The sequence below is a fragment of the Pseudomonas sp. NFIX28 genome (assembly GCF_900107395.1).
In the GTDB taxonomy this organism is placed as follows: Bacteria; Pseudomonadota; Gammaproteobacteria; order Pseudomonadales; family Pseudomonadaceae; genus Aquipseudomonas.
Genome location: NZ_FNPW01000002.1, coordinates 588,117 through 612,719, shown reverse-complemented (window position 1 = coordinate 612,719; position 24,603 = coordinate 588,117). Strand labels below are relative to the sequence as shown.

Annotated in this window: 20 protein-coding genes and 1 pseudogene; 13 read left to right on the top strand and 8 right to left on the bottom strand. The window is 64.1% G+C overall.

The window, feature by feature from the left end:
• The 6 genes and pseudogenes from BLV20_RS06300 to BLV20_RS31570 all read left to right on the top strand — a co-directional run.
• Positions 1 to 498: pseudogene (locus tag BLV20_RS06300) on the top strand (type VI secretion system tip protein VgrG); the annotation flags it as partial.
• The gene (locus BLV20_RS06295) at positions 495 to 1,361 is read left to right on the top strand and encodes a DUF4123 domain-containing protein (RefSeq protein ID WP_175540143.1); all 867 of its coding nucleotides are present in this window, start codon (positions 495 to 497) and stop codon (positions 1,359 to 1,361) included. The pseudogene BLV20_RS06300 and the gene BLV20_RS06295, both read left to right, overlap by 4 nt.
• Positions 1,358 to 4,639, top strand: coding sequence for a toxin VasX (locus tag BLV20_RS06290; RefSeq protein ID WP_092298446.1), 3,282 nt, complete (start codon positions 1,358 to 1,360; stop codon positions 4,637 to 4,639). The genes BLV20_RS06295 and BLV20_RS06290 overlap by 4 nt, the downstream gene beginning before the upstream one ends.
• The gene (locus BLV20_RS06285) at positions 4,636 to 5,589 is read left to right on the top strand and encodes a DUF6708 domain-containing protein (protein ID WP_092298443.1); all 954 of its coding nucleotides are present in this window, start codon (positions 4,636 to 4,638) and stop codon (positions 5,587 to 5,589) included. The genes BLV20_RS06290 and BLV20_RS06285 overlap by 4 nt, the downstream gene beginning before the upstream one ends.
• A gap of 16 nt (positions 5,590 to 5,605) precedes the next feature.
• Positions 5,606 to 6,526 (top strand): DUF6708 domain-containing protein, encoded by a 921-nt coding sequence (locus BLV20_RS06280; RefSeq protein ID WP_092298440.1) that lies wholly within the window; start codon positions 5,606 to 5,608, stop codon positions 6,524 to 6,526.
• Positions 6,527 to 6,542: 16 nt separating this feature from the next.
• Positions 6,543 to 6,743, top strand: coding sequence for a hypothetical protein (locus BLV20_RS31570; RefSeq protein WP_139192686.1), 201 nt, complete (start codon positions 6,543 to 6,545; stop codon positions 6,741 to 6,743).
• On the opposite strand, the gene BLV20_RS06275 is transcribed toward BLV20_RS31570, so the two are convergent.
• The 7 genes from BLV20_RS06275 to pilG form a co-directional block, all read right to left on the bottom strand.
• Complete coding sequence (locus BLV20_RS06275) at positions 6,740 to 7,000, bottom strand: hypothetical protein (protein ID WP_092298437.1); 261 nt, start codon at positions 6,998 to 7,000, stop codon at positions 6,740 to 6,742. The two genes, BLV20_RS31570 and BLV20_RS06275, sit on opposite strands and share 4 nt — an antisense overlap.
• A 761-nt stretch (positions 7,001 to 7,761) precedes the next feature.
• Positions 7,762 to 8,220 (bottom strand): chemotaxis protein CheW, encoded by a 459-nt coding sequence (locus BLV20_RS06270; RefSeq protein WP_092298434.1) that lies wholly within the window; start codon positions 8,218 to 8,220, stop codon positions 7,762 to 7,764.
• A complete protein-coding gene (locus tag BLV20_RS06265) occupies positions 8,213 to 14,170 on the bottom strand; it encodes an Hpt domain-containing protein (protein ID WP_092298431.1) in 5,958 nt (1,985 codons plus the stop codon). The genes BLV20_RS06270 and BLV20_RS06265 overlap by 8 nt, the downstream gene beginning before the upstream one ends.
• 30 nt (positions 14,171 to 14,200) lie before the next feature.
• A complete protein-coding gene (locus BLV20_RS06260; RefSeq protein ID WP_092298516.1) occupies positions 14,201 to 16,264 on the bottom strand; it encodes a methyl-accepting chemotaxis protein in 2,064 nt (687 codons plus the stop codon).
• Between the two features lie 112 nt (positions 16,265 to 16,376).
• Positions 16,377 to 16,916 (bottom strand): chemotaxis protein CheW, encoded by a 540-nt coding sequence (locus BLV20_RS06255; RefSeq protein WP_092298427.1) that lies wholly within the window; start codon positions 16,914 to 16,916, stop codon positions 16,377 to 16,379.
• Between the two features lie 11 nt (positions 16,917 to 16,927).
• The gene (pilH, locus tag BLV20_RS06250; protein WP_092298512.1) at positions 16,928 to 17,293 is read right to left on the bottom strand and encodes a twitching motility response regulator PilH; all 366 of its coding nucleotides are present in this window, start codon (positions 17,291 to 17,293) and stop codon (positions 16,928 to 16,930) included.
• Positions 17,294 to 17,336: 43 nt separating this feature from the next.
• Positions 17,337 to 17,744, bottom strand: coding sequence for a twitching motility response regulator PilG (gene pilG / locus BLV20_RS06245; protein WP_092298424.1), 408 nt, complete (start codon positions 17,742 to 17,744; stop codon positions 17,337 to 17,339).
• 236 nt (positions 17,745 to 17,980) lie between these two features.
• On the opposite strand from pilG, the gene gshB reads away from it, so the two are divergent.
• From gshB to BLV20_RS06205, 7 genes are all read left to right on the top strand, one after another.
• Complete coding sequence (gshB, locus tag BLV20_RS06240) at positions 17,981 to 18,937, top strand: glutathione synthase (protein ID WP_092298421.1); 957 nt, start codon at positions 17,981 to 17,983, stop codon at positions 18,935 to 18,937.
• A gap of 100 nt (positions 18,938 to 19,037) precedes the next feature.
• Complete coding sequence (locus BLV20_RS06235; RefSeq protein WP_092298418.1) at positions 19,038 to 19,937, top strand: energy transducer TonB; 900 nt, start codon at positions 19,038 to 19,040, stop codon at positions 19,935 to 19,937.
• 224 nt (positions 19,938 to 20,161) lie between these two features.
• Positions 20,162 to 20,731 carry a YqgE/AlgH family protein gene (locus BLV20_RS06225; protein WP_092298412.1) on the top strand — a complete coding sequence of 190 codons (570 nt, stop codon included), beginning with the start codon at positions 20,162 to 20,164 and terminating at the stop codon, positions 20,729 to 20,731.
• Positions 20,731 to 21,168, top strand: a complete 438-nt coding sequence (gene ruvX / locus BLV20_RS06220; RefSeq protein WP_092298409.1) for a Holliday junction resolvase RuvX — start codon at positions 20,731 to 20,733, stop codon at positions 21,166 to 21,168. The genes BLV20_RS06225 and ruvX overlap by 1 nt, the downstream gene beginning before the upstream one ends.
• Before the next feature lie 120 nt (positions 21,169 to 21,288).
• Positions 21,289 to 21,795 (top strand): bifunctional pyr operon transcriptional regulator/uracil phosphoribosyltransferase PyrR, encoded by a 507-nt coding sequence (gene pyrR / locus BLV20_RS06215; RefSeq protein WP_092298406.1) that lies wholly within the window; start codon positions 21,289 to 21,291, stop codon positions 21,793 to 21,795.
• Between the two features lie 27 nt (positions 21,796 to 21,822).
• Positions 21,823 to 22,827 carry an aspartate carbamoyltransferase catalytic subunit gene (locus BLV20_RS06210; RefSeq protein WP_007929978.1) on the top strand — a complete coding sequence of 335 codons (1,005 nt, stop codon included), beginning with the start codon at positions 21,823 to 21,825 and terminating at the stop codon, positions 22,825 to 22,827.
• Positions 22,824 to 24,095, top strand: coding sequence for a dihydroorotase (locus BLV20_RS06205; RefSeq protein ID WP_092298403.1), 1,272 nt, complete (start codon positions 22,824 to 22,826; stop codon positions 24,093 to 24,095). The genes BLV20_RS06210 and BLV20_RS06205 overlap by 4 nt, the downstream gene beginning before the upstream one ends.
• Before the next feature lie 85 nt (positions 24,096 to 24,180).
• On the opposite strand, the gene BLV20_RS06200 is transcribed toward BLV20_RS06205, so the two are convergent.
• Positions 24,181 to 24,600, bottom strand: a complete 420-nt coding sequence (locus BLV20_RS06200; RefSeq protein WP_092298400.1) for an NINE protein — start codon at positions 24,598 to 24,600, stop codon at positions 24,181 to 24,183.
• Positions 24,601 to 24,603: the final 3 nt, after the last annotated feature.

The following is a 24,603-nucleotide window of genomic DNA, read 5'->3' as shown; positions in this document are numbered from 1 at the left end:
ATCCGCGTCGGCAACGAACGCCACGACACGGTCGAGGCCAACAGCTACAGCGAATTCAAGGCCGAGGAACACCACACCGTGCACGCCGACCGCAAGGTCGAAGCGCGCGCCAGCGATCACCTCACCGTCGGTGTGAACCAGCACATCAAGATCGGCACCGGGCAGTTCATCGAGGCTGGGCAGGAGATCCATTTCGACAGCGGGCTGAAAATCGTCCTCGAAGCCGGCAGTGAACTGACCCTCAAAGGCGGCGGCAGCTTCGTCAAGATCGATGCAAGTGGCGTGACCCTGAGTGGCCCGCAGGTCAAGGTCAACTCCGGCGGCGCGCCCGGTAGCGGCAGCGGAGCAGCGCCGTTGCTGCCTGGGCTGTTGCAGCAGGCGGATACGGACAAGGCTGGGCAGTTGCTGGTGCCGGCCCTGCGCCAGGCCCTGCAACGGGCAGCCACAACGGCTCAACCGGTCTGTGAGATATGCCAAAAACTGGGGGCCACCAAATGAGCCGCAACGCCTCGCGTTATTTGCTTCTGGATGGGGCAAAGATCGAAAACCTGCCGAACCGCCTGTACAGCCTGGATGACAGCCCGACGCTCGAATGGCTCTACCACGCAACGCCCTATCAAGCCTTGTCCGACGTCGGGCCTGCTCTGGTCGCCTTGCGCGCCAACAGCTCTCTGGAGCAAGCCTTCACCGAGCACTGGCAACACGACGCCGGATTGACGATTGAAAGCGATGCGCCCTTGCAACAACTGGCTGAGCATCTGCGCAGCCTGATCCACGTACGGGTGCCCGGTAATGCCTCTTTGCTGTTTCGCTACTACGACCCACGTGTCATGCGTCACTGGCTGCCCACCCTGGGTTCAGCCGAAAAAGACCGCATGATGGGCCCGGTCAGCCGAATGCGCCTGCCGGCCAGGGACGGCCTCGGCGAGCAGTGGATCGTTCGCGAGCAAGACCCGCAAAGCGCCCAGCAATACGCCGAGCGCCCGTGGTTGTATCTGGATGAGCAGCAGCTGCAGCAGCTTAACCAGGGCCAGCTGGAAGCTTTCGATCAACAACTGCTGGAACACGTGCGCACCTATTTCCCCGACTGCCTGGCCCAACGCTCGACAGTCGAACAGCAAGAATGGGCGGTAATGTGCCGCGAAGGCGCCGCCCGCCACGGCTATTCGGCGCCCAACGAGGTTTCGCGCTGGGCGGCCCTGGTTGCAGAACACGGCACGGCGTTTCCACAGGCGCCCGAACACCAGGCCTATCGCGAGATTCTCCAACAGCCAACGCTCAACGCCCCGCAACGCCTGGATGCCTTGCTGATAGAGCTGCATCGCCATTGGCTACTGACGGACCAGGAGTCCTTTTCATGACCACCCGCCAGCCTGACAAAAACCGCAACCTGGCTGCCGCCGATCAGGCCGCACAGTGTCAGTTCGGCAACGAAGACCTGTCGAGTCCGGTGACCACCTGCCCGGCCCGCCAACCGCAAGTCTTCGTTGTTCCCTGTCGCTATGCCATGGCCGAGCAGGCCGCAGAACACAGTGACTTCAAGCCTTCCAGCCAGACCCAAAGCCACCCCATGGCGTTGCGCCGCCTGCGTGCGGGTTACGTTTACCTGTGGCATGCCGAAGGACCGCTCAAACGTTATGCCGTGGCGGCCGATGGCTTGTTGCTCGAACAGCCCCTGGCACAACCTCATGCCGCCATCACGGCCGGCGAAAAGGCCGGCATTGCCTTGGACAAGGACACCGATGCCTGGATGCTCTACAGCGAAGTGCCCTTGAGCAACGACGCCTGTGAACGCTTGAAGAACAAAGCGCAGCGGCGCAAGCGCATGCGCCAGATAGGCCTCACCGAGATCGCCAAGCGCCTGTCGGCCAAACACTGCCCACCGCTCGACAAAGCCCAGGCGCTGGTGGCCGAACTCATGCCCAAGGTGCGTGAAAAGACCCTGGCACATGACTATCAGCAAAACGGCGCGACCTACCGTGAAGGTCTGAAAGAACAGGGCAAGGTGGTGCACGACGCCCCCACCCAGGACAACGTCAAGGCCTACGCCGCCAGCTCACAGTGGCTGCACGAACGTGAACAGGCGGCCGCCGCACAACCGCCAGGCGAGCCCCTGGTCGAGCCCGGAACCTGGAGCGCCTGCCCTTGGGAGCTGGCCCCTACCCAGGCCTGGCTGGATGCCGCCAAGAACCAGTCGGCACCGCTCTATGCCGTGCTCGCCGCACTTGACGATGATCTGGGCGTATTGCGCGACATCGACCACGAACAGAACAAGGTCGAGGCGGAGCACGAAGAGTGGGTCGCCGACAACAGTCTGCGCCAGACCATCGGCAGCTTTATCCGCAGCATGGTCACCGAAGACGGCGCAGAAGTGGCCAACCTGCTCAACTACCGCTATCGCGAGCACAACCTGCAGTTGACACCGGAACAGGGCGGCACCCTGCTCGACAGCCAGAAGCAGCTCAATACCCTGCTGGCCGAAGAAACCCGCATCAATCAGCAACGCGGCCGACAGTACGGGCATGCCCAGGCGGACTCGATGCTGGCCCAGGTTCGCGCCCGTGAAGAGGCAGTACTGAGCAAGGTGCGCAGCTTTATCCCGACTGAGCTGCACCACGAGGCGCAACAGGTGGTGCGTGAGTATCGCCAGGAAAAAGTCAGCAACCTGGAGGGTGGACGCGGCGCCGCCAAGGTCGGGCAGTACATCGACCTGGCCAGCATGGACCACTGGCTGGACCAGGAAGCACCGCAGCACTTCAAGCAGGTGGAGACACGCCATCGCCTGCTGTACGCGGACCGTAAAACCTACCTGCCACGCAACGAGAGCGGCACCTGGTTCGTCGACCAGGGCAGCGAAGACCACCTCAAATGGCTGGAAAGCCTGACCGTCGCCTGCCTCAGTGCCCAGTGCAGCCGCAGCGAGGGGGCCACACAGTTCGCCGACTACGTGCGCAGCGACAACCCGGGCCTGCTGCGCCTAGTGTTCCAGGCCTGGAGCCCGAGCCTGGAAGCGGCGGTCAACAACGCCTCGCGCCTCAATGAACTGGTGACGGCCCTGGGCATGGAAAACCTCGCGGACGCCCGCGCCGCTGCGGCCAAGACCCTGGACGCCGACACCCTGCGCAACATCGAACGGCTGGCCGGTAACCTCGAAGGGGCGTGGGCCGCGACCATGACTCGCCTTGGCGCGTCCCTGATCCAGACACGCAACGGCACCGCCCTGGCCATGGGACTGTTCCTGGTCATGCGCCTGGGCGAAGACACCCGCCTGCTGCGCAGTATGGAGAACGGCCTGGAAGTCTGGCGCCTGGCCGGCCAGAAAGCCGAAGCCCTCAGCCAATGGGCCCGCAACACCGCCCAGGCCATCAGCCTCGGGCGCGTCAACGGCATCGTCAACGCCCCGTCGGTCAAGGCCTCGGGCGGCCTGCTGCCGCTGGCGGCGCTGGTGGTCAACGTGCTCAATGCCGGCACCTACGCCGGGCAGGCAGCCGCGCTGGAAGGGGCAGATGCGCAGCGGCAGGCGGATAGCCTGTCGGCGTACTTTTATGCCGGGGCGGCGTTGGGGGCGGTGATTCAGAATTGGATGATTTTGGGGAAGGGGCTCAAGGAAATAACGGGGCGACTGCCTTTGGGACTTTCTGCAACGGCACCAACGTTGACGCTTTTTGGGGGGATTGTGGGGGGGCTATCTGGATTTGCCGCCTTCAACGAATGGAACTCGTTGAGTATTCAAATCGAAAGTGCTCAATCCAATGTCGACCCATGGCTGAAACTTAAGCAACTGACTGTTACCGGGCAAGTCGCAGTGTACTTCGCTCAAGGCCTGCTTGGCCTGAGCCTGACCGGCATGCGGCTGGCCAACACCATCAGCACACCCGTAGCCATTCGCCGATTCCGCCTGGGCATGGGGCCGCTTAACCTACTGCTGCTGGGGCTCGGCGGCCTGTACCTGTTCGCCTGGTTTCGCCAGGCCAGCCCGCTGCAGAATTACCTGAGCAACTGCTGTTGGTCCCATCGCAGAGCAAGCTCTAACCAAACAATCGCACCGCAAGCACAACTGGACGAAATCAACGAACTTTTGGTGCTGCTCTACCAGCCACGTCTGGCGATGGACACCAAGGAAATGCGCATCAGGGGTTCGCTGGGTGACACTATTACCCAGGACGGCATCAGCCAACTGACCATCGACTTGCCCGGCGCTGCTCCCGGCGCCGCACAAATCGACCTGGCCATGAGTGGCAACCTGACCCCTGTCTCGGCCGGCTTCGGCACCGGTACCCGGGGTACTCCGACCGACCTCGGTGCCACCTGGCTGAATGCCAGCCAGTGCAGTTGGATCCCTGACGATGCCGGCCAGGGGCTGCGCCTGAGTGGCGACTTCCCTCGGCCCCTCACCCGCCTGTCATTACGCCTGTGTTACCTCAGCCCGGTGGCGCTGCTGGCCGGTGTCGGTGCTACCATCGGCGGCGCCAGGGGTTTGGCCTATACCCTGTCGCCCAATGGCGGGCTGCTGAGCCCGGAGGGCGAAATCATCACCCTACGCCCTGGCGAACCAACCCCCGAACTGGATCGGGCCAGTGTTCACCGCCTGGGCCCACAACAGAACGCCAGCTATTTGAAACCCAAGGATCAGGCATGACTTCAGCCACGCCCGGCAGCCGCAAGGGACTGCTCTCACAAGAGGACTATTTGGCGCCCCCAGCCATCCCGACAGGGCAAACGCCCAAGGATGTGCTCAATACCATCTGGCGCAAAAACGAGGTGTTTCTCGATATTGGTTCTTACAGCATTGGTTCCTTCGTCATGGTGCTCTGGCCAGTGGTACTGCTTTGCCTCTGCATGATCTATATCGATCGAGACTCTGAAAAACTTTTGGGCACAGTCGGTCTGTCCTTGTTCTTGGTCGGTATCCCGATCCTGATTCTCTTGCACAGCCTGACCAGGCCAGTACCACTGCCTGTTCGCTTCAATCGCCAACGCCGTGAAGTGTGTGTGCCATTCAAAGATGGCCGTTACTGGATCGTGCCCTGGGAGCAAGTCACTGCCCAAGCCATCGCCATGTCGTCCGTGGGACAGCATGGTAAAACCACCCAAGGCTTGTTAGTGGTGGGTTTTCGGAATCCCGATCCCGACGCACCTGAGAAGGACCGTGACTTCAGCCTGAGTTTCAGCTGCGGTGGCGGTGAGACTGCCATGAGTCTCTGGGAGTGTATGCGCAGCTATATGGAGGCCGGACCGGACGCGATACCGTTCGGAAACGACCTGGAAGGCATTCGTGGAAAGCTTGGAAAGAAAGGCACTTTCTGGGGTATCTGGTACGGTTTTTTTACGGCCATCCGCGATCACCTGATGGCCAAGGAGTTTGGTCAGGCACTGTGGCTATTCGTGTCCATTTTCCTCTTGGGTACACCTCTGGCCATGATGCTTCAGGTATGGAAACTTGCTCCCCCCCCGGACCTGACCGATCCCGCTATCGTCGAATGGTCCAAGCCCCTACCCCCCGAGCAATGGGCGCAACGTTCTGCCGAACTGGAACAGGCCATTCGCCTGCGAGAAGCAGAGCTGGAGAAAGAGGCACAAGTCGCATGACCGCTAAGGCTCAGGCATGACTTCAGCCACGCCCGGCAGCCGCAAAGGGCTGCTCTCGCGAGAGGACTATCTGGCGCCGCCAGCCATACCGACAGGGCAAACGCCCAAGGATGTGCTCAACACCATCTGGCGCAAAAACGAGGTGTTTCTCGATATAGGTTCATACAGCATTGGCTCGGCAGTGATGGTCATCTGGCCATCGCTATTGGTGGCAATACTGATCTTATGGAACACAGGAGGTTTTGGAGGGCGAAACCTGGGGCTGACGATCATATTCGCTTTCATGCTGGGCATTCCCATTCTTATTATTCTCCATAGCTTGACCAAACCCGTTCCTCCTCCTGTTCGCTTCAACCGTCAACGCCGTGAAGTGTGCGTGCCGTTCAAAGATGGCCGCTATTGGATCGTGCCCTGGGAACAAGTCACTGCCCAAGCCATAGCCATGCACTCAGTAGGCCAGCACGGCAAAACCACTCAGGGTTTGTTGGTGGTGGGCTTTAACAATCCCGATCCGAATGCACCAGAGACAGAGCGCGACTTCAGCTTGAGCTTCAGCTGCGGCGGTGGTGAAACGGCGATGAGTCTGTGGGAATGCATGCGCAGCTATATGGAAATTGGGGCAGATGCTGTTCCAGATAGCCGGTTAGGCCGTAGGCCTTACGCCGAAACGCAGATCGGCTCCATTGTGACCAGCCTGTTCAAGGGTGACATTCTCGACGTGTTGCATGGGCTGTTTTTCATTGTGTTCCTAGGTACTTACTTGGCCGAAAAACTGCAGAACTGGAAACTCGCGCCACCGCCAGAATTGACCGATCCCGCCATCGTCGAATGGTCAAAACCCCTGCCTTCCGAACAATGGGCGCAACGTTCTGCCGAACTGGAACAGGCCACCCGCCTGCGACAAGCCGAGCTGGAGAAAGAGGCACAAGTCGCATGACCGCTAAGGATCAGGCATGACTTCAGCCACGCCCGGCAGCCGCAAAGGGCTGCTCTCGCGAGAGGACTATCTGGCGCCCCCTGCCATACCGACAGGGCAAACACCCAAGGATGTGCTCAACACCATCTGGCGCAAAAACGAGGTGTTTCTCGATATAGCCAAGCCGCCTCCGGGCGTAAGCCGTGATGCTTACGCCCGAAACCGGTTTTGCTTTTAGCGCTCGATGCGCCACTGCAAGGCATCCAGCGCATCGCAGCCGTCCTGCAACAACAGATGGGCCGCATTGACGATGTGGTGCAGGTCCTGGTCGTGGACGCCTTTGAGGCTCAGGCAGTTGAGGCTGTGCATCAGGTCGCGGGTGGCCTTGAGGCGCTGGACGGCACAACCGTGCAGGTCGGATGCCGGGGCGTTGGGGTTGAGGTAAAGCACGGGGGTGGAGGTGAGATTGCTGTGTAGCGGGGTGAAGTCCGTCATGGGTATTTCTCCGTGAATGCTGAAGAGTTACCACCCTATGCGGCTAAACAAAGAGGGTGGCAGCTGTACGCGGGTTAGCCGACCGGACCATTCACGGAAGTCCGGCACACCCGCAGGTGTCCCACGCACAGCCGCCATAGCAAATGCAGGCAGCAAAAAGCGCCAGCATTATAGGAGGGCGCTTGTGCGTCCGTGAACAGTTTCGACCGGCTAAGATCGGCCACCGATGCGTCGGTGGCAAACCCACTATGGCTATGCAAAAAACCAGCGACAACCCGCAATGTGTTGCCATTGCCTTCAACAAAACCAGATCTGCCCCACTCTCCCCTGATGCCTCCCCAAACCTGTAGCCGCTGCCGCAGGCTGCGATAGGACCGCAGGTCCTCCAGCGGTTTCAAAATCCCTGCGCCCCCTGCGGGGTCGATCGCAGCCTCGCAGGCTCGGCAGTGGCTACAGGGTTTAGCGTCGACCGGTAGGTCGCGCCCGGCTTTTGATTTTGATCTACCCGCCCCATCGGGACGCCGGAGCGAAGGCCGTACGCCAGGGGCGAGCGTTTTTGCTTACTTTTTGCTGGGCCGGCATTCCGGCGTCTGAAAAAAGTGAGTCGCCGTAAGGGCGAAACCGCCAGCAGCCGTTACCGCAGGAGTAGATATGCACCCCGTCCAAAAAATGCAGCGCCGGAGCGGGCGCCATCGCGGGCAAGCCTCGCTCCTACAAGATTGGTGTCGACACCGAAAGCCGGTACAACTACACGGCAGCGGCTACAGATGCAGCCCCGCTTCCACGAGCATCGCCTCCAATCGCAAAAGATCGGGGATTTTCGCCACCTGCTCCCCCACCTGCACCGCGGCTTTCTCCAGCGGGCACAGCGGCACATCGACGTAGCTCAGCTGGCTGTCGAGCCGGCAGGAGCGCGGAATGCCCTGGATCACCAGGGCGATGAACTTCAAGCGGTCGCGGCCGCCCAGGGTGTTGAGCACGACGATGCGCGCGCGCTCGCCGATGACCAGGGGCTGGCCGCAGGCGGCCTCGAAGCTGATCAGCGGCAGCTGGCGATCGCGCCAGGCCACGGGGCGCAGGTACCAGGGCGGCGCGTCGCTGGCCGGTTCGCCGCGCTGGTAGTCGATCAGTTCGGCCACCGCGACGTTGGGCAGGATCAGCGTGCGGTCGGCCAGCGGCAGCAGCAGCCCGGTGAGGAAGCTGGCGCGGTAGTCATGCATGGGGTTTGCTCCACTGGGCGATGCTCTCCAGCAGCACCGACTCCTGGTAAGGCTTGCCAAGGTAGTCGTTGACGCCGATGGCCATGGCCCGGTCGCGGTGTTTCTGCCCGGTGCGCGAGGTAATCATGATGATCGGCAGCTGGCGCAGGCGCGGGTCGGCACGTACCTGCATGGCCACCTCGAAGCCGTCCATGCGCGGCATTTCGATGTCCAGCAGCATCAGGTCCGGGGTGTGCTCCTGCAGCAGCGCCATGGCGTCGACCCCGTCTTTGGCAGTCAGCACGTTCATGCCGTGGCGTTCCAGCAGGCGGCTGGTGACCTTGCGCACGGTCACCGAGTCGTCGACCACCAGCACCAGCTTCGGCCGCAGCGGCTCGACCTCAGTGCTGACTTCGTCGCTCGTCGTGCGCGGCGCTGGCAAGCGCGTCTGCAAGGCGCGGATAGGCGCCAGCAGGTCGAGAATCAGCACCACCCGGCCATCGCCGAGAATGGTCGCGCCAGACAAACCCTGCACCGCCGCGAACTGCGGCCCCAGGCTCTTGACCACGATTTCCCGGCTGCCGGCCATGGCGTCCACCTGCACGGCAATCCGGTGTTCGTTGTAATGCACCAGCAGCACCGGCAGCGGCAGGCTCTGCCCCAGCAGTTTCGGCCGGGCCACGGTGTGCAGCAGCTCGCCGAGGTAACACAGCTCATAACGCTGGCCGGCGTATTGATAATGGGGCGGGTCGAGCTGGTAGTAGCTTTCCAGTTCGTTGGGCAGCACGCGGACGATGCCCTCGATGGTGTTCAAGGGAATGGCGTACTGCTCGTCCAGGCACTGCACCATCAGCGCCCGGTTCACCGACAGGGTGAACGGCAGGCGGATGCGGAAATGCACGCCCTGCCCCGGGATCGAGTCGATGGTCATCGAACCGCCGAGCTGGCGCACCTCTTCATGCACCACGTCCATGCCGACCCCGCGCCCGGAAATCTGGGTGATCTTCTCCGCCGTGGAAAACCCCGGCTGCATGATGAATTGCAGCACGTCGCGGTCGCTGATCTCGACATTCGGGTCGAGCAGGCCACGCTTGATCGCCTTGCGCCGCACCGCCTCCAGCGGCACCCCGGCGCCATCGTCGCGCATGTCGAAGACGATATCGCCGCCTTCGTGGGACAGGTCCAGGGTAATCCGCCCCTGCTCCGGCTTGCCCGAGGCGCGCCGCACCTCGGCGGACTCCAGGCCATGGTCGACGGCGTTGCGCAGCATGTGTTCCAGGGGCGCGACCATGCGTTCCAGCACGTTACGGTCCATCTCGCCCTCGGCATTGCCGACGCTGAACGAGACGTCCTTGCCCAGCTCTTCGGCCACCTGCCGGACGATGCGCTTGAGGCGCGGCACCAGGCGCTCGAACGGCACCATGCGCGTGCGCATCAGGCCTTCCTGCAGTTCGGTATTGACCCGGCCTTGCTGCTGCAACAGGTTTTCCGCGTCCTGGTTGCGCCGGTCCAGGGTCTCCTTGAGGTCGAGCAGGTCGGACGCTGACTCGAACAGGGCCCGCGACAGTTGCTGCAACTGCGAATGACGGTCCATTTCCAGCGGATCGAATTCCTCGTAGCCCAGGCGCTCGGCCTCGACCTGCTGGCGGCTGAGAATCCGCCCCTGGGTTTCGGTGTCCAGGCGACGCAATTGATCGCGGATGCGCTCGATGGTGGTTTCCATTTCGCCCAGGGCCACCCGCGCATCGTTGACCTGCTGCTCGATGCGCCCACGGAAGATCGAAGTCTCCCCGGCCAGGTTGACCAGGTCATCCAGCAGCTCGGCCGAGACCTTGACCATGTCCCCCGCCACCGCGGCTTCCGCCGGCACCGCCGGTGGCTCGGGCTTGGCTGGCGGCGTCAGGTCCGGCAGCAGCAGCGGCGGCGCTTCGACCTGGGCCGGGTGGGTAAAGCCGCGAATCGCCTCGATCAGGCTGTCGGCCGGCTTGATCGGTTGTTCGGCGCGGGCGGCGTCGAGCATCTGCGCCAGGCGGTCCTGGCTTTTCTGCAACAGGCCGAACAGCGCCGGGGTCGGTTGCAGCAGGCCCGCGGACAGGCCTTCGTAGAGAAATTCCAGCTCGTGGGCCAGGTCGCCGATCGGCGCGATCTCCACCATGCGCGCGCCACCCTTGAGGGTGTGCAGGTCGCGCAGCAGGTTTTCCACTTCCAGGCGATTCGCCGGCTCAGCCTGCCAGCGCGTCAGCGCCGCCCCCGAACTGTCGAGGATGTCGAAGCCTTCTTCGAGGAAGATCTCCAGCAATTCCGGATCGTGGGCCGCCGAATCGTCGACCACCGCGGCCTCGGGCACCTCGCTGGGGACCCCGCTGCGCTGGCGAAAACCGCGAATCGCCTCGATCAGCGCCCTGGGGTCGCTCAATGCCTGTTGCGCTTGCAATTGCTGCAACAGCAGCGCCAGTTGCGCATGGCTGCGCTGCAGCAGGTCGACCAAGGCCTCGCCATGTTGATAACGGCGATCGACCAGGCCTTCGTAGAGGTTTTCCAGCTCCTGGGCCAGGTCGCCCACCGGCCCGACTTCGGCCATGCGCGCGCCGCCCTTGAGGGTGTGCAGGTCACGCTGCAGGGAAGACAGCGGCGCGCCGTTGTCCGGGTCGGCCAGCCAGCGCTGCAAGGCCTGGCCGGCGCTGTCGAGAATATCCACCGCCTCTTCGAGGAAGATCGCCACGATCTCGTCGTCCGGCTCCTCCACCTCGGCCTGCGTCGCCCGCGCCATTTCGGCGGTGGCGCTGGCCAGGTCGGTGATGCTCAGGGTGCGGCTGCCATCGCTGCGGATCAGGCCCATGGCCGCGGGGTCGAGGCTTTCCTCGAGCAGTTCGCGCAAAGCCCGGAGCATGGCCGGTTGCGGGCTGATTTCCTGCCCGGCGGCCAGTTCGTCGAGCATGTTGATCAGGGCTTCGTGAGCGTTTTCCGCTTCATGGAAGAAGCGCTCGCCGACCGCCAGGCTGCTTTCTTCCACGGCGCCGTACAGGTCCAGCAGCGCTTCGCAGAGCTCGTCCATCGGTTGCAGGTCCGCCAGGTGGGCGCCTTCGCCGAGGGTGGTCAACTCGTCCAGCAGCGCGCTGAGTTCCTGGCGTTCGCCGGGGTGCTGGCGCCAGCGGCGCAGCAGGTTTTCGGCATCCAGCAGGATGTCCATGCCCTGGGCCAGGAAGCTGCTGATCAAACGCGCATCGCGTTTGACCCGCAAACCGGTATTGGGCGTGTTGAGCAGGGTTTCCAGGCGCTCGGCGGTCAGCGCCTGGACGCGTTCGATCAAGCCGGCCGCGCCGTCGATGGGCGCCAGCGGGTCCTTGCCCAGCTGTTGCAGGCCACGGCGAAACAGGCCTTCGGCCTCCAGCAGCAGCTCGACTTCGTCCAGGTCCAGGGCCATCAGGTGCGCGCGGTATTCGCGGGCCAGCAGGTCCAGCGGCGCCGCCAGCTCGGCGATCGGCAGCACGCCGGCCACGTAGGCGCTGCCCTTGAGGGTGTGCAAGGCGCGCTGCAATTCGTCGCTGGCCTGAAGGGGCAGATGCTCGGCGGCCTGGTCGAGAAAGCGGTTGAGGCATTCCAGATGGGTTTCGGCCTCGTTGCGAAAGATCTCCAGCAACTGCGGATCGAGCCCGTCGTCCGGCCCGTTTTCCGCCAGCGGCGCGGCATCGCCCTTAGCCAGGGCGTGCGCCCGGGCAGCCAGGCGATCGACATCGTTGCGCTGGCGCTGGGCCTGGGCGGCGAACTCGGCGACCAGTTCCGGCAGCAATTGCAGCACCTCGTCGAGCAGTTGCCGCACCTGCGGCCCCGGCTCCACGCTGTGTTCCAGGACGCGGTTGAGCAGGTTTTCCACGGCCCAGGCCAGCTCGCCCAACACCAGCGCGCGCACCATCCGCCCGCTGCCCTTGAGGGTGTGGAAGGCCCGGCGCAGCTCACCCAGCGCCGCCGTGCCGTGGGGGTCGGCGGCCCAGCGCGGGAGGTATTCGCGCAGCACGTCGAGCACTTCGTCGGTCTCTTCGAGGAAGACTTCGCGCAGTTCCTCGTCCACCGGCGCTTCGTCGCCCGGCGGCGGCAACAGGCTGCCCGGCGTGTCCAGCGCCGGCGGGTTGAGCACCGAGACCGGGCTGGCCAGCACATCGGCCAGGGACTGCGCCACTTGCGGGCTGTCCAGTTCCTGCAGGTCCTGCATCACCAGGGCCTCGTTGGGGCTGAGCACATCGCTGAGCAGCGGCACTTGTTCGTCCGGCAGCTGCTCGTCCGGCGTCCGCTGTTGTGGCACATAGCCCAGTGCGGCCAGGCCCTGCTCGGCCACGTCGAGGATCTTTTCCCCCGGCGCCTGGTGGTCGTCGTTCAGGCGCTCCAGGTAATACTCGATGCTGGTCATCACGTCGGCCAGGCTGTCGAGCTGCTGCCAGCCGGGCTGGCGCGGGTCCAGCAGCAGGCGCTCGCGCACGAAACCGATGCAGGCTTGCAGCAGGCCCGCCGCCCGGCCCAGGGGAATCATCGCCAGGGCGCCGCGCACCTGGGTCAGTAGTTCCGGCAGCGCCTGCAAGTGTTCGCGATCCCAGCCGGCGTCGATGCAATCGACGATCAACTCCTTGGCCTGCTGCAGGCAGATCCGCGCCTCCTTGATCACCAACTGGTGGATCTGGGTCAGGTCGGTGGTCGGCAGGCGGCTTTCCTCGCGGCTCTCGGGTTCGGCCGGGCCGACCATGCCGGCCAGGGTCGCCTCGACATACAGCAGGGCCCCGGCCACATCCATCAGCACCGCGTCGTTCGGTTCGCGCTGGCCCTGGGCCAGGCTCAGCACCACCGCCAGCTGGTCGATGATGACCTTGCGCGGCTGGCCGAACCCCAGCACCGCCAGGGTATCGGCGATCTGCCGCAGGGGCGCCAGCAGGCTGTCCAGCTCGGACGCGTGCTGGCGGTCGCTGCGCACGAACAGGTCCAGGCGCTCCTTGACCCGCACCAGCTCCTCGCACAGGGCCGCCAGCACCGAGCGCATGGCGTCGCGGTCGGGGCCGGCCAGGCGGGCCCGCTCCTGATCGACCAGCGCACTGTCGGGCAAAGCGTCATCGAGTCCGTAGGTGTCTTTCATGGTCTGCATCTGCGCGGTGGGGTAGCGGGCCTTGGCGATATAAAACAGCAGGCTTTTGAGTAGTTCGTCGGGGGCCGGCTGGTTGACCCCGGCGATGCCTTGTTCATAGAGGCGCTTGAGTTCGCGGTCGGCATCCTTGAGCAGGCTGCGCACCGCCGGGCTGTTGGCGATCGCCCCGCTGCCCATGCCTTCCACCAGGGCCAGGGCGATCTGCCACAAGGGCCCCAGCGGCGCGTTCTGGCACAACACCTGGAGGCGCTCGAAGACCTTGGCCATGTAGCCCAGGCTGTTCTTCACATCCTGTTCGCGCAGCAGGTCGACCAGCGCGGTTTGCAGCATGTGCCGCAACTTGCGCAGCAAGATGGTCAGGTCGGGGGGCGCCAGGCGGTTCAGCGTGGCTTCGTCGAGCGCCGGCAGGTCCGGCAGCTGCGGGCTGAACAGGCTGGTTTCGGTGAGCAGGCTTTCGCCGCGGGCGCTGCGCAGGTCGTTGAGCAGCGGCAACACCACCAGCGGCAGGTCGCGGCGCGCGCTTTGCACCCGGTCCAGGTACTGCGGCAACTGGCTGATGGCTTGGCGCAGCAGGTAGATCGCCTCGTCCCGCCGGGCCACGCGGGACTCGCGCAGGGCCAGGGCCAGGGCTTCCATTTCTTCGGCAAGCAGCGCCGCGCCATAGAATTCGACCATCTGCAGGCTGCCGTGCACCAGGTGGATGCACTCCAGGCATTGGTCGAGGGCGTCTACCGCCTGCGGCTCGTCGACCAGATGATCGAGCGCCTGGTGAGCCTGCTTCAGCGTTTCGGCAATTTCGCCCTTGACCCATTCCAGGGCCACATAGTCGTGCCGATCACCCATTACCATTCCCATCAAAGTCGTGCCTCGGCCTCAGCGGTTTTCGCGCGGCGTCTGCTCGCGATTGGCCGGCAAGGTGAAACCGGACACCGAGCGCCGCAGCTGGCTGGCCATTTTCGCCAGGTTGCCGATGCTCTCGGCCGTCGCGGTCGAGCCGGACGAAGTCTGTGAAGTAATCTGCTGGATCACGTTCATGGTCAAGGATATCTGTCCGGCCGACGAAGTCTGCTGCTGGGCGGCGTTGGAGATGCTCTGGATCAGCGCCGCCAGGGTCTTGGAGACGCCTTCGATTTCTTCCAGGGCCACCCCGGCATCCTGCGCCAGCCGGGCGCCGCGCACCACTTCCGAGGTGGTCTGCTCCATGGAGATCACCGCCTCGTTGGTGTCGGTCTGGATCGCCCGCACCAGGGTCTCGATTTGCCGGGTCGCCGCCGAAGAACGCTCCGCCAGGCGCTGCACCTCATCGGCCACCACCGCGAAACCGCGCCCGGCGTCGCCGGCCATGGAGGCCTGGATCGCCGCATTGAGCGCGAGGATGTTGGTCTGGTCGGCAATGTCATCGATCAAGCTGACAATGTCGCCAATTTCCTGGGACGACTCGCCCAGGCGCTTGATGCGCTTGGCGGTGTCCTGGATCTGCTCGCGGATGTTGTCCATGCCGTGGATGGTGTTGTGCACCACCTCGTTGCCCTTGTTGGCGATCTCCACCGAACGCTCGGCCACCGCCGAGGACTCGGCGGCGTTGGCCGACACCTGGTCGATCGACTGGGCCATTTCGTTGATCGCGGTGGAAGCCTCGGAAATCTGCTGGGCCTGATGCTCCGAGGCTTCGGCCAGTTGCATGGCGGTGGCCTGGGTTTCCTGCACCGCGCCGGCGACCTGGCCGGCGGTGAGGTTGATGGTCGCCACCAGGTCGCGCAGCTGGTCGACGGAATAGTTGATCGAGTCGGCGATGGTGCCGGTGAAATCCTCGGTCACCGAGGCGGTCACGGTGAGGTCGCCGTCGGCCAGGTCCTCGATTTCGTCCAGCAACCGCATGATCGCGTTCTGGTTGCGCTCGTTCTTCTCGGCGGTCTCATGCAGCTGACGATTGGTTTCACGGACCATCACCAGGCCAATGAGGATGATCGAGGCCAGCGCCGCCAGGCCCAGGACGTAGCCGCCGATAGTGTCCAGCGAACGGCCGCCGGCCAGGTTCTCGAAGCCGATGGCCAGGTGCGAGGCCTCGTCGAGCAGGGTCTGCGACAGGCTGAAGATATTGCTTGCCGATTCGCGGACCTGGAACAGCTCGGGGGAGGTTTCGAGAATTTCGTCCACCGAGCCCGAGACGAACTGGAACAGCTCGCTGATCTCGGTCAGGCGCGCCCGCGCATCGCGGTCCTCGACCTGGCTGATCTTCAGGCTCGGGTTGCCCTGGAGCATACCGCCGAGCACCTGGCCGAAGCGCGCCGCGTCACGGCCAAAGGCATCGGCGGCCTGGACCGCGTTCTCGTCGCCGGCCAGCACGGTATTCACCGCGCCCAGAATGCGTTCGGCGAGCAACGACTGGCGCTGCGCCATGGCCACCTGGGCGGCCGGGGCGCCGCGCTGCAGGAGGATTTCCACGACCTTTTCATACTCGACCTGCAACTGCGGCACGGTTTCGGCCAGGGTCGCGGCCACCTGGTGCAGCGACAGCACCGTCTGCTCGCTGGCGAGGATCGCGTCGGCGTTCTGCAGCAGCTTGTCCCAATCCTTCTGGACCGCGTGCATTTCCTGGCGCACCGCCACGGGCGCGGCGGGCAGCCCGGTGGCCGGGTCGCCCTTTTTCAGGTAGCCCCAACGCTGGGCAAAATCGTTGCGCGCCTCGCCCAGCAGCTTGAACGCCGCGGCCTTGCCCGCCGCGGCTTCGGTGGCGTTCTTGGCGATGCGCTGGGACAGCACCCGCAGCTCGCCGGCGTGGCCGATGTACTGCTTGTCGTAGGTGGCCTGAGTGTTGAGGTAAGCGAAGTTGGCGAACAGCAGCATGATGAACACGATCAGGGCGATGAACAGCACGATGATCTGCGAGCGGCTGCGCGATCCTTCCATTGGCTTGCCTGGGTTGGCTTTTAGCATCTGCACACCTGAATTCCGGTTGTTCTGTCGCCTGCAATGAGCAGCATCATGCGGTGAGCCTGCAAAACCGCGTCATCCGTTTCGCGGGCAAGGGCTAGGCGCCCCCCTGCTTCTACAACGCCACGTCGAGAAACCCCGGCGACTGCGCCAGGGCAAAGGGGCTGAATACCCACCAGACCGGCTCGCAGGGGAAATATCCGCGCAGGTATGGCGCGATGGCGCCCTGTTCGTCACTGCTGGCGGTCATTTCCAGGCTGCTTTGCTGGAAATGCTGCATGCCGGCCACTTCGTCCACCATCAAGCCGGCGAACACTTCCTTATGCTCGACCACCAGCACCCGCCGCTGCTTGCGCAGGGCCGACAGCTCATGGCCGAAGAACCCACACAGGTCCATGATCGGCAGCAACCGCCCGCGCAGGTTGGCCAGGCCCTTGACCCAGGGCTTGACCCCGGGCAGCAGGGTGTAACGGGGCTCGTGCAGGACTTCGCTGACTTCGCCCATCGGCGCCACATACCAATGCTCGCCGATGCGAAAGCCGATACCGCTCCAGCCATGCTGGCGGGTTTCCTGGGAAGGCAGGTCGGCCGCCAGCAGGCGGCAACGCTGGTCGATCTCGAGCAGCAGTTCGAAGGCGGTTTGCGACTCGGCCATGGCGCGGGCGGTCAGCCGGCCAGGACGCTGTTCAGGGTCTTGATCAGGATGTCTTCGTCGACCGGCTTGGTCAGGTAATCCTTGGCGCCCTGGCGGGTGCCCCAGACCTTGTCGGTTTCCTGATCCTTGGTGGTGATGATGATCACCGGGATATGGCTGGTTTCCGCGTCCTTGGTCAACTGACGGGTGGCCTGGAAGCCGTTGAGGCCGGGCATGACGATGTCCATCAAGACCGCGTCGGGCTTTTCCTGGCGCGCCAGGGCCACGCCGTCGGCGCCGTTTTCGGCCTTCAGGACTTGATGGCCGTGCTTTTCCAGCATGCCGGTCAGTTTGTACATTTCAGTCGGCGAGTCATCGACGATCAGAATACGAGCCATGGTCTTCCCCATACGAATAGGCGTGCGGCCCGCTGGCCGAACCTCAATGTGCTTGTTCTACTGCGGCGAACCCCGGCACGTGGGCCTTGATCGCGCTCAGCAGCTCTTCCTTGCTGAAAGGCTTGGTCAAAAACTGGTCAGAGCCGACGATGCGACCCTTGGCCTTGTCGAACAGGCCGTCCTTGGAGGACAGCATAATCACCGGCGTGGACTTGAACGCGCTGTTGTTCTTGATCAGTGCACAGGTCTGATAGCCATCGAGCCGCGGCATCATGATGTCGACGAAGATAATGCCTGGGTGGTTATCGGCGATCTTGGCCAGGGCCTCGAAACCGTCGACTGCGGTAATGACTTCACAGCCCACATTCTTGAGCAGCGTTTCGGCGGTGCGACGGATCGTCTTCGAATCATCGATCACCATCACCTTGAGGGCGCTGGGTTGCTGTTCCATATCTGCTCTACCATCGCCACAGCGAATCGATTTTCTGCCCGTACTGGTGGCCGATGCCTCAAGCCCTTGATGTTCAAGGCCTGAGCACGGCATGCGAGCCTTTTTAGCATACTCTCCCCATGCAATCTATCGGCCGGCCGGCACGGTGGTTTTTCCTTGACCGGGAACCGCCCGGGCGCCACTCTGACGCCACTTTTTCAAGCCATTGCGCCCACTTATTTTCGAGGAAACCGCCCATGAGCGTTCGCGTCGGGATTGTCATGGACCCTATCGCCAGCATCTCCTATAAGAAGGACAGCTCGCTGGCCATGCTGCTGGCCGCCCAGGAGCGCGGCTGGACCCTGTTCTATATGGAACAGCAGGATCTGTACCAGGCGAGCGGTGGCGAGGCGCGGGCGCGGATGCGCCCGCTGAAGGTGTTCGCCAACCCGCAGAAGTGGTTCGAACTGGAAGCCGAGACCGACAGCGCCCTGAGCGAGCTGGACGTGATCCTGATGCGCAAGGACCCGCCGTTCGACATGGAGTTCGTCTACTCCACCTACCTGCTCGAGCAGGCCGAGCGCGACGGCGTGCTGGTGGTCAACAAGCCGCAGAGCCTGCGCGACTGCAATGAAAAGCTGTTCGCCACGCTGTTCCCGCAGTGCACGCCGCCGACCATCGTCAGCCGTCGCCCGGACGTGCTGCGCGAATTCGCCGACCATCACGGCGACGTGATCCTCAAGCCGCTGGACGGCATGGGCGGTTCGTCGATCTTCCGCCACACCGCTGGCCATCCGAACCTCTCGGTGATCCTGGAAACCCTGACCCATCACGGCAAGCAGCAGATCATGATCCAGGGCTACCTGCCGGCCATCGTCGATGGCGACAAGCGCATCCTGATGATCGACGGCGAGCCGGTGGATTACTGCCTGGCGCGGATTCCCGCCCTCGGCGAAACCCGCGGCAACCTCGCCGCCGGCGGCCGTGGCGAAGCCCGTCCGCTGACCGAGAAAGACCGCTGGATCGCCGCGCAAGTCGGCCCGACCCTGCGTGAAAAAGGCCTGCTGTTCGTGGGCCTGGACGTGATCGGCGAGCACCTGACCGAAATCAACGTCACCAGCCCGACCTGCATCCGCGAGATCGACAACGCGTTCGGCACCAATATCGGCGCAATGCTGATGGATGCCATCGATCAGAAGCTCAAGGCTCGTTGATCCAGAACCGCCAAGCACAAACCAACATTGCGTTATCATGCGCCGCCTGTGAAACGCGCGATGTTGGTTTTGTGATGCTTTTTGTGATGTTGAACCGCTAATGGCTTTCCCTTCCGATCTGCCCCCCGAGCTGGCCCCCAGCGGCGTGCGCCCGGCCGATCGCCTGGGGTTTACCCTGTTCCTGGCCGCCCTGCTGCATATCGCGCTGATTCTCGGCCTGAGTTTCTCCTTCGCCGAACCCAAGCAGATCAGCAAGACCCTGGAAATCACCCTGGCCACCTTCAAGAGCGAGACCAAGCCGAAGAAGGCCGATTTCCTCGCCCAGGAAAACCAGCAAGGCAGCGGCACCCTGGACAAGAAGGCGATCCCGAAGACCACCGAGGTGGCGCCGTTCCAGGAAAACAAGGTGAACAAGGTCACCCCGCCGCCTCCGGCCAAGACCGAAGTCAAGGAAGCCGCGCCCAAGGCCGCGGTCGCCACCACCGCGCCGAAGCCGAAAAAGACCGTCACCAAGCGTGAAGAGGTCAAGACCGAGACCAAGCCCAAGGTTCCCGTACCGACGTTCGACAGCGAGCAGCTGTCCAGCGACATCGCCAGCCTGGAGGCCGAGCTGGCCCAGGAGCAGCAGCTGTACGCCAAGCGCCCGCGCATCCACCGCCTGAGCGCGGCCTCGACCATGCGCGACAAGGGCGCCTGGTACAAGGATGAGTGGCGCAAGAAAGTCGAGCGCATCGGCAACCTCAATTACCCGGAAGAAGCCCGGCGCAAGCAGATCTACGGCAACCTGCGGCTGATGGTGTCGATCAACCGCGACGGCTCGCTGTACGAAGTGCTGGTGCTGGAATCCTCCGGCCAACCGCTGCTGGACCAGGCGGCGCAGCGCATCGTGCGCCTGGCGGCGCCGTTCGCGCCGTTTACCGGTGATTTGTCGGACATCGACCGCCTGGAAATCATCCGCACCTGGAAATTCGCCCGCGGCGACCGCCTGTCCAGCAACTGATCCCCTACCTCTTGTAGCCGCTGCCGAGCCTGCGAGGCTGCGTACGGGCGCGTAGCGGCCGCAAAAAATGTCCATGCGGTGTGCCAGGCAAAACGTACGGGCAGATTTGCGCCTGCTGCGCAGTCGTACGCAGCCTCGCAGGCTCGACAGCGGCTACAGGATTCATGGGGAATGAGAGCATCCCCAGCTTGTCAGTTTGCCCCTCCACCGCCACACTAGCGCTCATGAAAAACGTCAGCCCCAGCTACCTCAAGCATCACTTCCTGATCGCCATGCCGCACATGGCCGACCCGAACTTTGCGCACACCTTGACCTACATCGTCGAGCACAATGCCAATGGCGCCATGGGGTTGGTGGTCAACCGTCCGCAGGACCTGAACCTCGCCGACATCCTCGAACAATTGCGCCCCGAGATCGAACCGCCAGCGCTCTGCCAGCATGTGCCGATCTTTACCGGCGGCCCGGTGCAGACCGATCGCGGTTTCGTGCTGCACCCCAGCGGCCCGACTTTCCAGGCCACGGTCGAGCTTGATGGCCTGTCGCTATCGACGTCCCAGGACGTGCTGTTCGCCATCGCCGATGGCGTCGGCCCGGCCAGAAGCCTGATCGCCCTCGGTTATGCCGGCTGGGAGGCAGGGCAACTGGAAGCCGAACTGGCGGACAACGCCTGGCTGACCTGCCCGTTCGACGCCGACATTTTGTTCAACACCAGCAGCGAACTGCGCCTGGAAGCGGCGGCCAAGCACCTGGGCATCAACCTCGCCCTGCTGACCAGCCAGGCGGGCCACGCCTGATGGCCCTGCGACTGATCCTCGGTTTCGACTACGGCACCAAACAGATCGGCGTGGCAGTCGGCCAGGCCGTTACCGGCCAGGCCCGTGAACTCTGCACCCTGAAAGCGCAAAATGGCGTGCCGGACTGGAATCAGGTCGAAGCCCTGATCAAGGAATGGAAACCCGACGCGGTGGTGGTCGGCCTGCCGCTGAACATGGACGGCACCCCGAGCGAGATGTGCGTGCGCGCCGAGAAGTTCGCCCGGCGCCTGAACGGCCGCTTCAATGTGCCGTTCTATACCCACGACGAACGCCTGACCACTTTCGAAGCCAAGGGCGAACGCCTGACCCGCGGCGGCCAGAAAGGCAGTTATCGCGACAACCCGGTCGACGCCATCGCCGCCGCCCTGCTGCTGCAAGGCTGGCTCGACGAAAACGCAGCGCTGTTGAACAACTGAAACGCCGAATCCTGAAGATGCGCGGTCACCCCCGGCCACGCGCCTCCTGGCCACAACACCAGCCGTAAGACCCTGCGCCTTGCTGCACGCAACCAGGCGCGGGCCCACGAAGGAGCAATCATGAGCCTGCCCAATCCCGCCGAACTGATCAGCCAGATGGCCACGCGCCTCAGCGCCCACCTGGAACAACGCGCCATCAGCGAGCCCCGCTACATCGGCATTCGTACCGGCGGCGTCTGGGTAGCCCAGGCCCTGCTCGCCGAACTGGGCAGCGACGCGCCGCTGGGCACCCTGGATGTGTCCTTCTACCGCGACGATTTCAGCCAGAACGGCTTGCACCCGCAAGTGCGCCCTTCCGAGCTGCCGTTCGAGATCGAAGGCCAGCACCTGATCCTGATCGACGACGTGCTGATGAGCGGCCGCACCGTCCGCGCCGCCCTCAACGAGTTGTTCGACTACGGCCGCCCGGCCAGCGTGACCCTGGTTTGCCTGCTCGACCTGGACGCCGCCGAGCTGCCGATTCGCCCGAACGTGGTCGGCGCGACCCTGTCGCTGGCCGCCCACGAACGGGTAAAATTGTCCGGTCCTGCGCCGCTTCAACTCGAGCTTCAAGACCTCGCCCTTTAATTTGCCCCTCTCACAGAGTCCATTGCGATGACGCCTCTAGACGCCAAGCGCCCGCTGCAGCTCAACGATCAGGGCCAGCTGCGCCACTTCCTCTCGCTCGACGGTCTGCGTCGCGAGCTGCTGACGGAAATCCTCGATACCGCCGACTCCTTCCTCGAAGTCGGCGCCCGGGCGGTGAAGAAAGTCCCTTTGCTGCGCGGCAAGACCGTGTGCAACGTGTTCTTCGAGAACTCCACCCGGACCCGCACCACCTTCGAACTGGCGGCCCAGCGCCTGTCGGCGGACGTGATCACGCTCAACGTGTCCACCTCCTCGGCCAGCAAGGGTGAAACCCTGCTCGATACCCTGCGCAACCTCGAGGCCATGGCCGCCGACATGTTCGTCGTGCGCCACGGCGACTCCGGCGCTGCGCATTTCATCGCCGAGCATGTGTGCCCGCAGGTAGCGATCATCAACGGCGGCGACGGCCGCCACGCCCACCCGACCCAGGGCATGCTCGACATGCTCACCATCCGTCGGCACAAGGGCGGCTTCGAAAACCTCTCGGTGGCCATCGTCGGCGACATCCTGCACTCGCGGGTCGCGCGCTCGAACATGCTGGCCCTGAAAACCCTCGGCTGCCCGGACATCCGCGTGATCGCGCCCAAGACCCTGCTGCCGATCGGCATCGAGCAATACGGGGTCAAGGTCTACACCGACATGGCCGAAGGCCTGAAAGACGTCGACGTGGTGATCATGCTGCGCCTGCAACGTGAGCGCATGCAGGGCGGCCTGTTGCCGAGCGAGGGCGAGTTCTACCGCCTGTTCGGCCTGACCACCGCGCGCCTGGCCGGCGCCAAGCCGGATGCCATCGTCATGCACCCGGGGCCGATCAACCGCGGCGTGGAGATCGAATCGGCAGTGGCCGACGGCCCGCATTCGGTGATCCTCAACCAGGTGACCTACGGCATCGCGGTACGCATGGCCGTACTGTCCATGGCCATGAGCGGGCAAACCGCCCAGCGACAATTCGAGCAGGAGAACGCCCAGTGAAGCTCAGCATTCTCGGCGCCCGTGTCATCGATCCAAGCAGCGGCCTGGATCAAGTCAGCGATATTCATCTGGAAGCCGGCAAGATCGTCGCCATCGGCGCCGCGCCCGAAGGTTTCAGCGCGATTGAAAGCATCGACGCCAAAGGCCTGGTGGCCGCGCCCGGGCTGGTGGACCTGAACGTTTCCCTGCGCGAGCCGGGCTACAGCCGCAAAGGCACCATCGCCAGCGAAACCCGCGCCGCCGCGGCCGGTGGCGTCACCAGCCTGTGCTGCCCACCGCGCACCAAGCCGGTGCTGGACACCTCGGCGGTGGCCGAGCTGATCCTCGATCGCGCCCGCGAGGCCGGCAATACCAAGGTGTTCCCGATCGGCGCCCTGAGCAAAGGCCTGGACGGCGAACAGCTGGCCGAGCTGATCGCCCTGCGCGACGCTGGTTGCGTGGCCTTCGGCAACGGCCTGGACGGTTTTCGCAGCACCCGCACCCTGTGCCGGGCGCTGGAATATGCGGCAACCTTCGACCTGACGGTGATTTTCCACTCCCAGGACCGCGACCTGGCCGAAGGCGGCCTGGCCCACGAAGGCGCCACCGCCAGCTTCCTCGGCCTGCCGGGCATTCCGGAAACCGCGGAAACCGTGGCCCTGGCCCGCGACCTGCTGCTGGTGGAGCAAAGCGGCGTGCGCGCCCACTTCAGCCAACTGACCAGCGCCCGCGGCGCCGCCCTGATTGCCCAGGCCCAGGCCCGTGGCCTGCCGGTGACCGCCGACGTGGCGCTGTACCAGCTGATCCTCACCGACGACGCGCTGATCGACTTCTCCAGCCTCTATCACGTGCAACCGCCGCTGCGCTCGCGCGCCGACCGCGAAGGCCTGCGTGAGGCAGTGAAATCCGGAGTGATCCAGGCTATTTCCAGCCATCACCAGCCCCATGAGCGCGATGCCAAGCTGGCGCCTTTCGGGGCCACCGAACCGGGCATCAGCAGCGTCGAGCTGCTGCTGCCGCTGGCCATGACCCTGGTGGAAGACGGCCTGCTCGACCTGCCGACCCTGCTGGCACGCCTGAGCAGCGGCCCGGCCGACGCCCTGCGCCTGCCAGCCGGCAAGCTGGCGGTGGGCGCACCGGCGGACCTGGTGCTGTTCGACCCGAGCACGTCCACCGTGGCTGGCGAGCACTGGTTGTCCAAAGGCGAGAACTGCCCGTTCCTCGGCCATAGCCTGCCGGGCGTGGTGCGTTACACCCTGATGGACGGGCGGATCAGCCACCAGGGCTGAGGCCTGCGGCGCCTGTTATCGCGGGCAAGCCTCGCTCCTACGGTTCTGTAGGAGCGAGGCTTGCCCGCGATGACGCTCTCGGTACTTAACGCCGCTGCGCGTTACGCAACGACACCTGGTCGTTCAGCGTCCAGAAGTCATACAACACCCCCAGAAAGAACACCCCGCCGGTCAGCAGGTACAGCAGGCCGCTGATCCACTTGCCCTGATACATGCGGTGCACGCCAAAGATCCCGAGAAAGGTCAGCAGGATCCAGGCGACGCTGTACTCGATGGGGCCCGGGGTAAAACGCAGGTCCGCCTCGCGGTCCATGGCCGGGATCAGGAACAGGTCGATCAGCCAGCCGATGCCCAGCAAGCCGAGGGTGAAAAACCAGATAGTCCCGGTAATCGGCCTGCCGTAATAGAAGCGGTGGGAACCGGTAAAACCGAAAATCCACAGCAGATAGCCGATCACCTTGCTGTGGGTGTCGTGGGTCGAACCGTCCGGACGATAGGTGTTCATTGA

Excerpts from the sequence above, each read along its gene's own strand:
- BLV20_RS06295 (WP_175540143.1), top strand. The coding sequence starts at position 495 with ATGAGCCGCAACGCCTCGCGTTATTTGCTTCTGGATGGGGCAAAGATC.
- BLV20_RS06290 (WP_092298446.1), top strand. The coding sequence starts at position 1,358 with ATGACCACCCGCCAGCCTGACAAAAACCGCAACCTGGCTGCCGCCGAT.
- BLV20_RS06285 (WP_092298443.1), top strand. The coding sequence starts at position 4,636 with ATGACTTCAGCCACGCCCGGCAGCCGCAAGGGACTGCTCTCACAAGAG.
- BLV20_RS06280 (WP_092298440.1), top strand. The coding sequence starts at position 5,606 with ATGACTTCAGCCACGCCCGGCAGCCGCAAAGGGCTGCTCTCGCGAGAG.
- BLV20_RS31570 (WP_139192686.1), top strand. The coding sequence starts at position 6,543 with ATGACTTCAGCCACGCCCGGCAGCCGCAAAGGGCTGCTCTCGCGAGAG.
- BLV20_RS06275 (WP_092298437.1), bottom strand. The coding sequence starts at position 7,000 with ATGACGGACTTCACCCCGCTACACAGCAATCTCACCTCCACCCCCGTG.
- BLV20_RS06270 (WP_092298434.1), bottom strand. The coding sequence starts at position 8,220 with ATGCATGACTACCGCGCCAGCTTCCTCACCGGGCTGCTGCTGCCGCTG.
- BLV20_RS06265 (WP_092298431.1), bottom strand. The coding sequence starts at position 14,170 with ATGGGTGATCGGCACGACTATGTGGCCCTGGAATGGGTCAAGGGCGAA.
- BLV20_RS06260 (WP_092298516.1), bottom strand. The coding sequence starts at position 16,264 with ATGCTAAAAGCCAACCCAGGCAAGCCAATGGAAGGATCGCGCAGCCGC.
- BLV20_RS06255 (WP_092298427.1), bottom strand. The coding sequence starts at position 16,916 with ATGGCCGAGTCGCAAACCGCCTTCGAACTGCTGCTCGAGATCGACCAG.
- pilH (WP_092298512.1), bottom strand. The coding sequence starts at position 17,293 with ATGGCTCGTATTCTGATCGTCGATGACTCGCCGACTGAAATGTACAAA.
- pilG (WP_092298424.1), bottom strand. The coding sequence starts at position 17,744 with ATGGAACAGCAACCCAGCGCCCTCAAGGTGATGGTGATCGATGATTCG.
- gshB (WP_092298421.1), top strand. The coding sequence starts at position 17,981 with ATGAGCGTTCGCGTCGGGATTGTCATGGACCCTATCGCCAGCATCTCC.
- BLV20_RS06235 (WP_092298418.1), top strand. The coding sequence starts at position 19,038 with ATGGCTTTCCCTTCCGATCTGCCCCCCGAGCTGGCCCCCAGCGGCGTG.
- BLV20_RS06225 (WP_092298412.1), top strand. The coding sequence starts at position 20,162 with ATGAAAAACGTCAGCCCCAGCTACCTCAAGCATCACTTCCTGATCGCC.
- ruvX (WP_092298409.1), top strand. The coding sequence starts at position 20,731 with ATGGCCCTGCGACTGATCCTCGGTTTCGACTACGGCACCAAACAGATC.
- pyrR (WP_092298406.1), top strand. The coding sequence starts at position 21,289 with ATGAGCCTGCCCAATCCCGCCGAACTGATCAGCCAGATGGCCACGCGC.
- BLV20_RS06210 (WP_007929978.1), top strand. The coding sequence starts at position 21,823 with ATGACGCCTCTAGACGCCAAGCGCCCGCTGCAGCTCAACGATCAGGGC.
- BLV20_RS06200 (WP_092298400.1), bottom strand. The coding sequence starts at position 24,600 with ATGAACACCTATCGTCCGGACGGTTCGACCCACGACACCCACAGCAAG.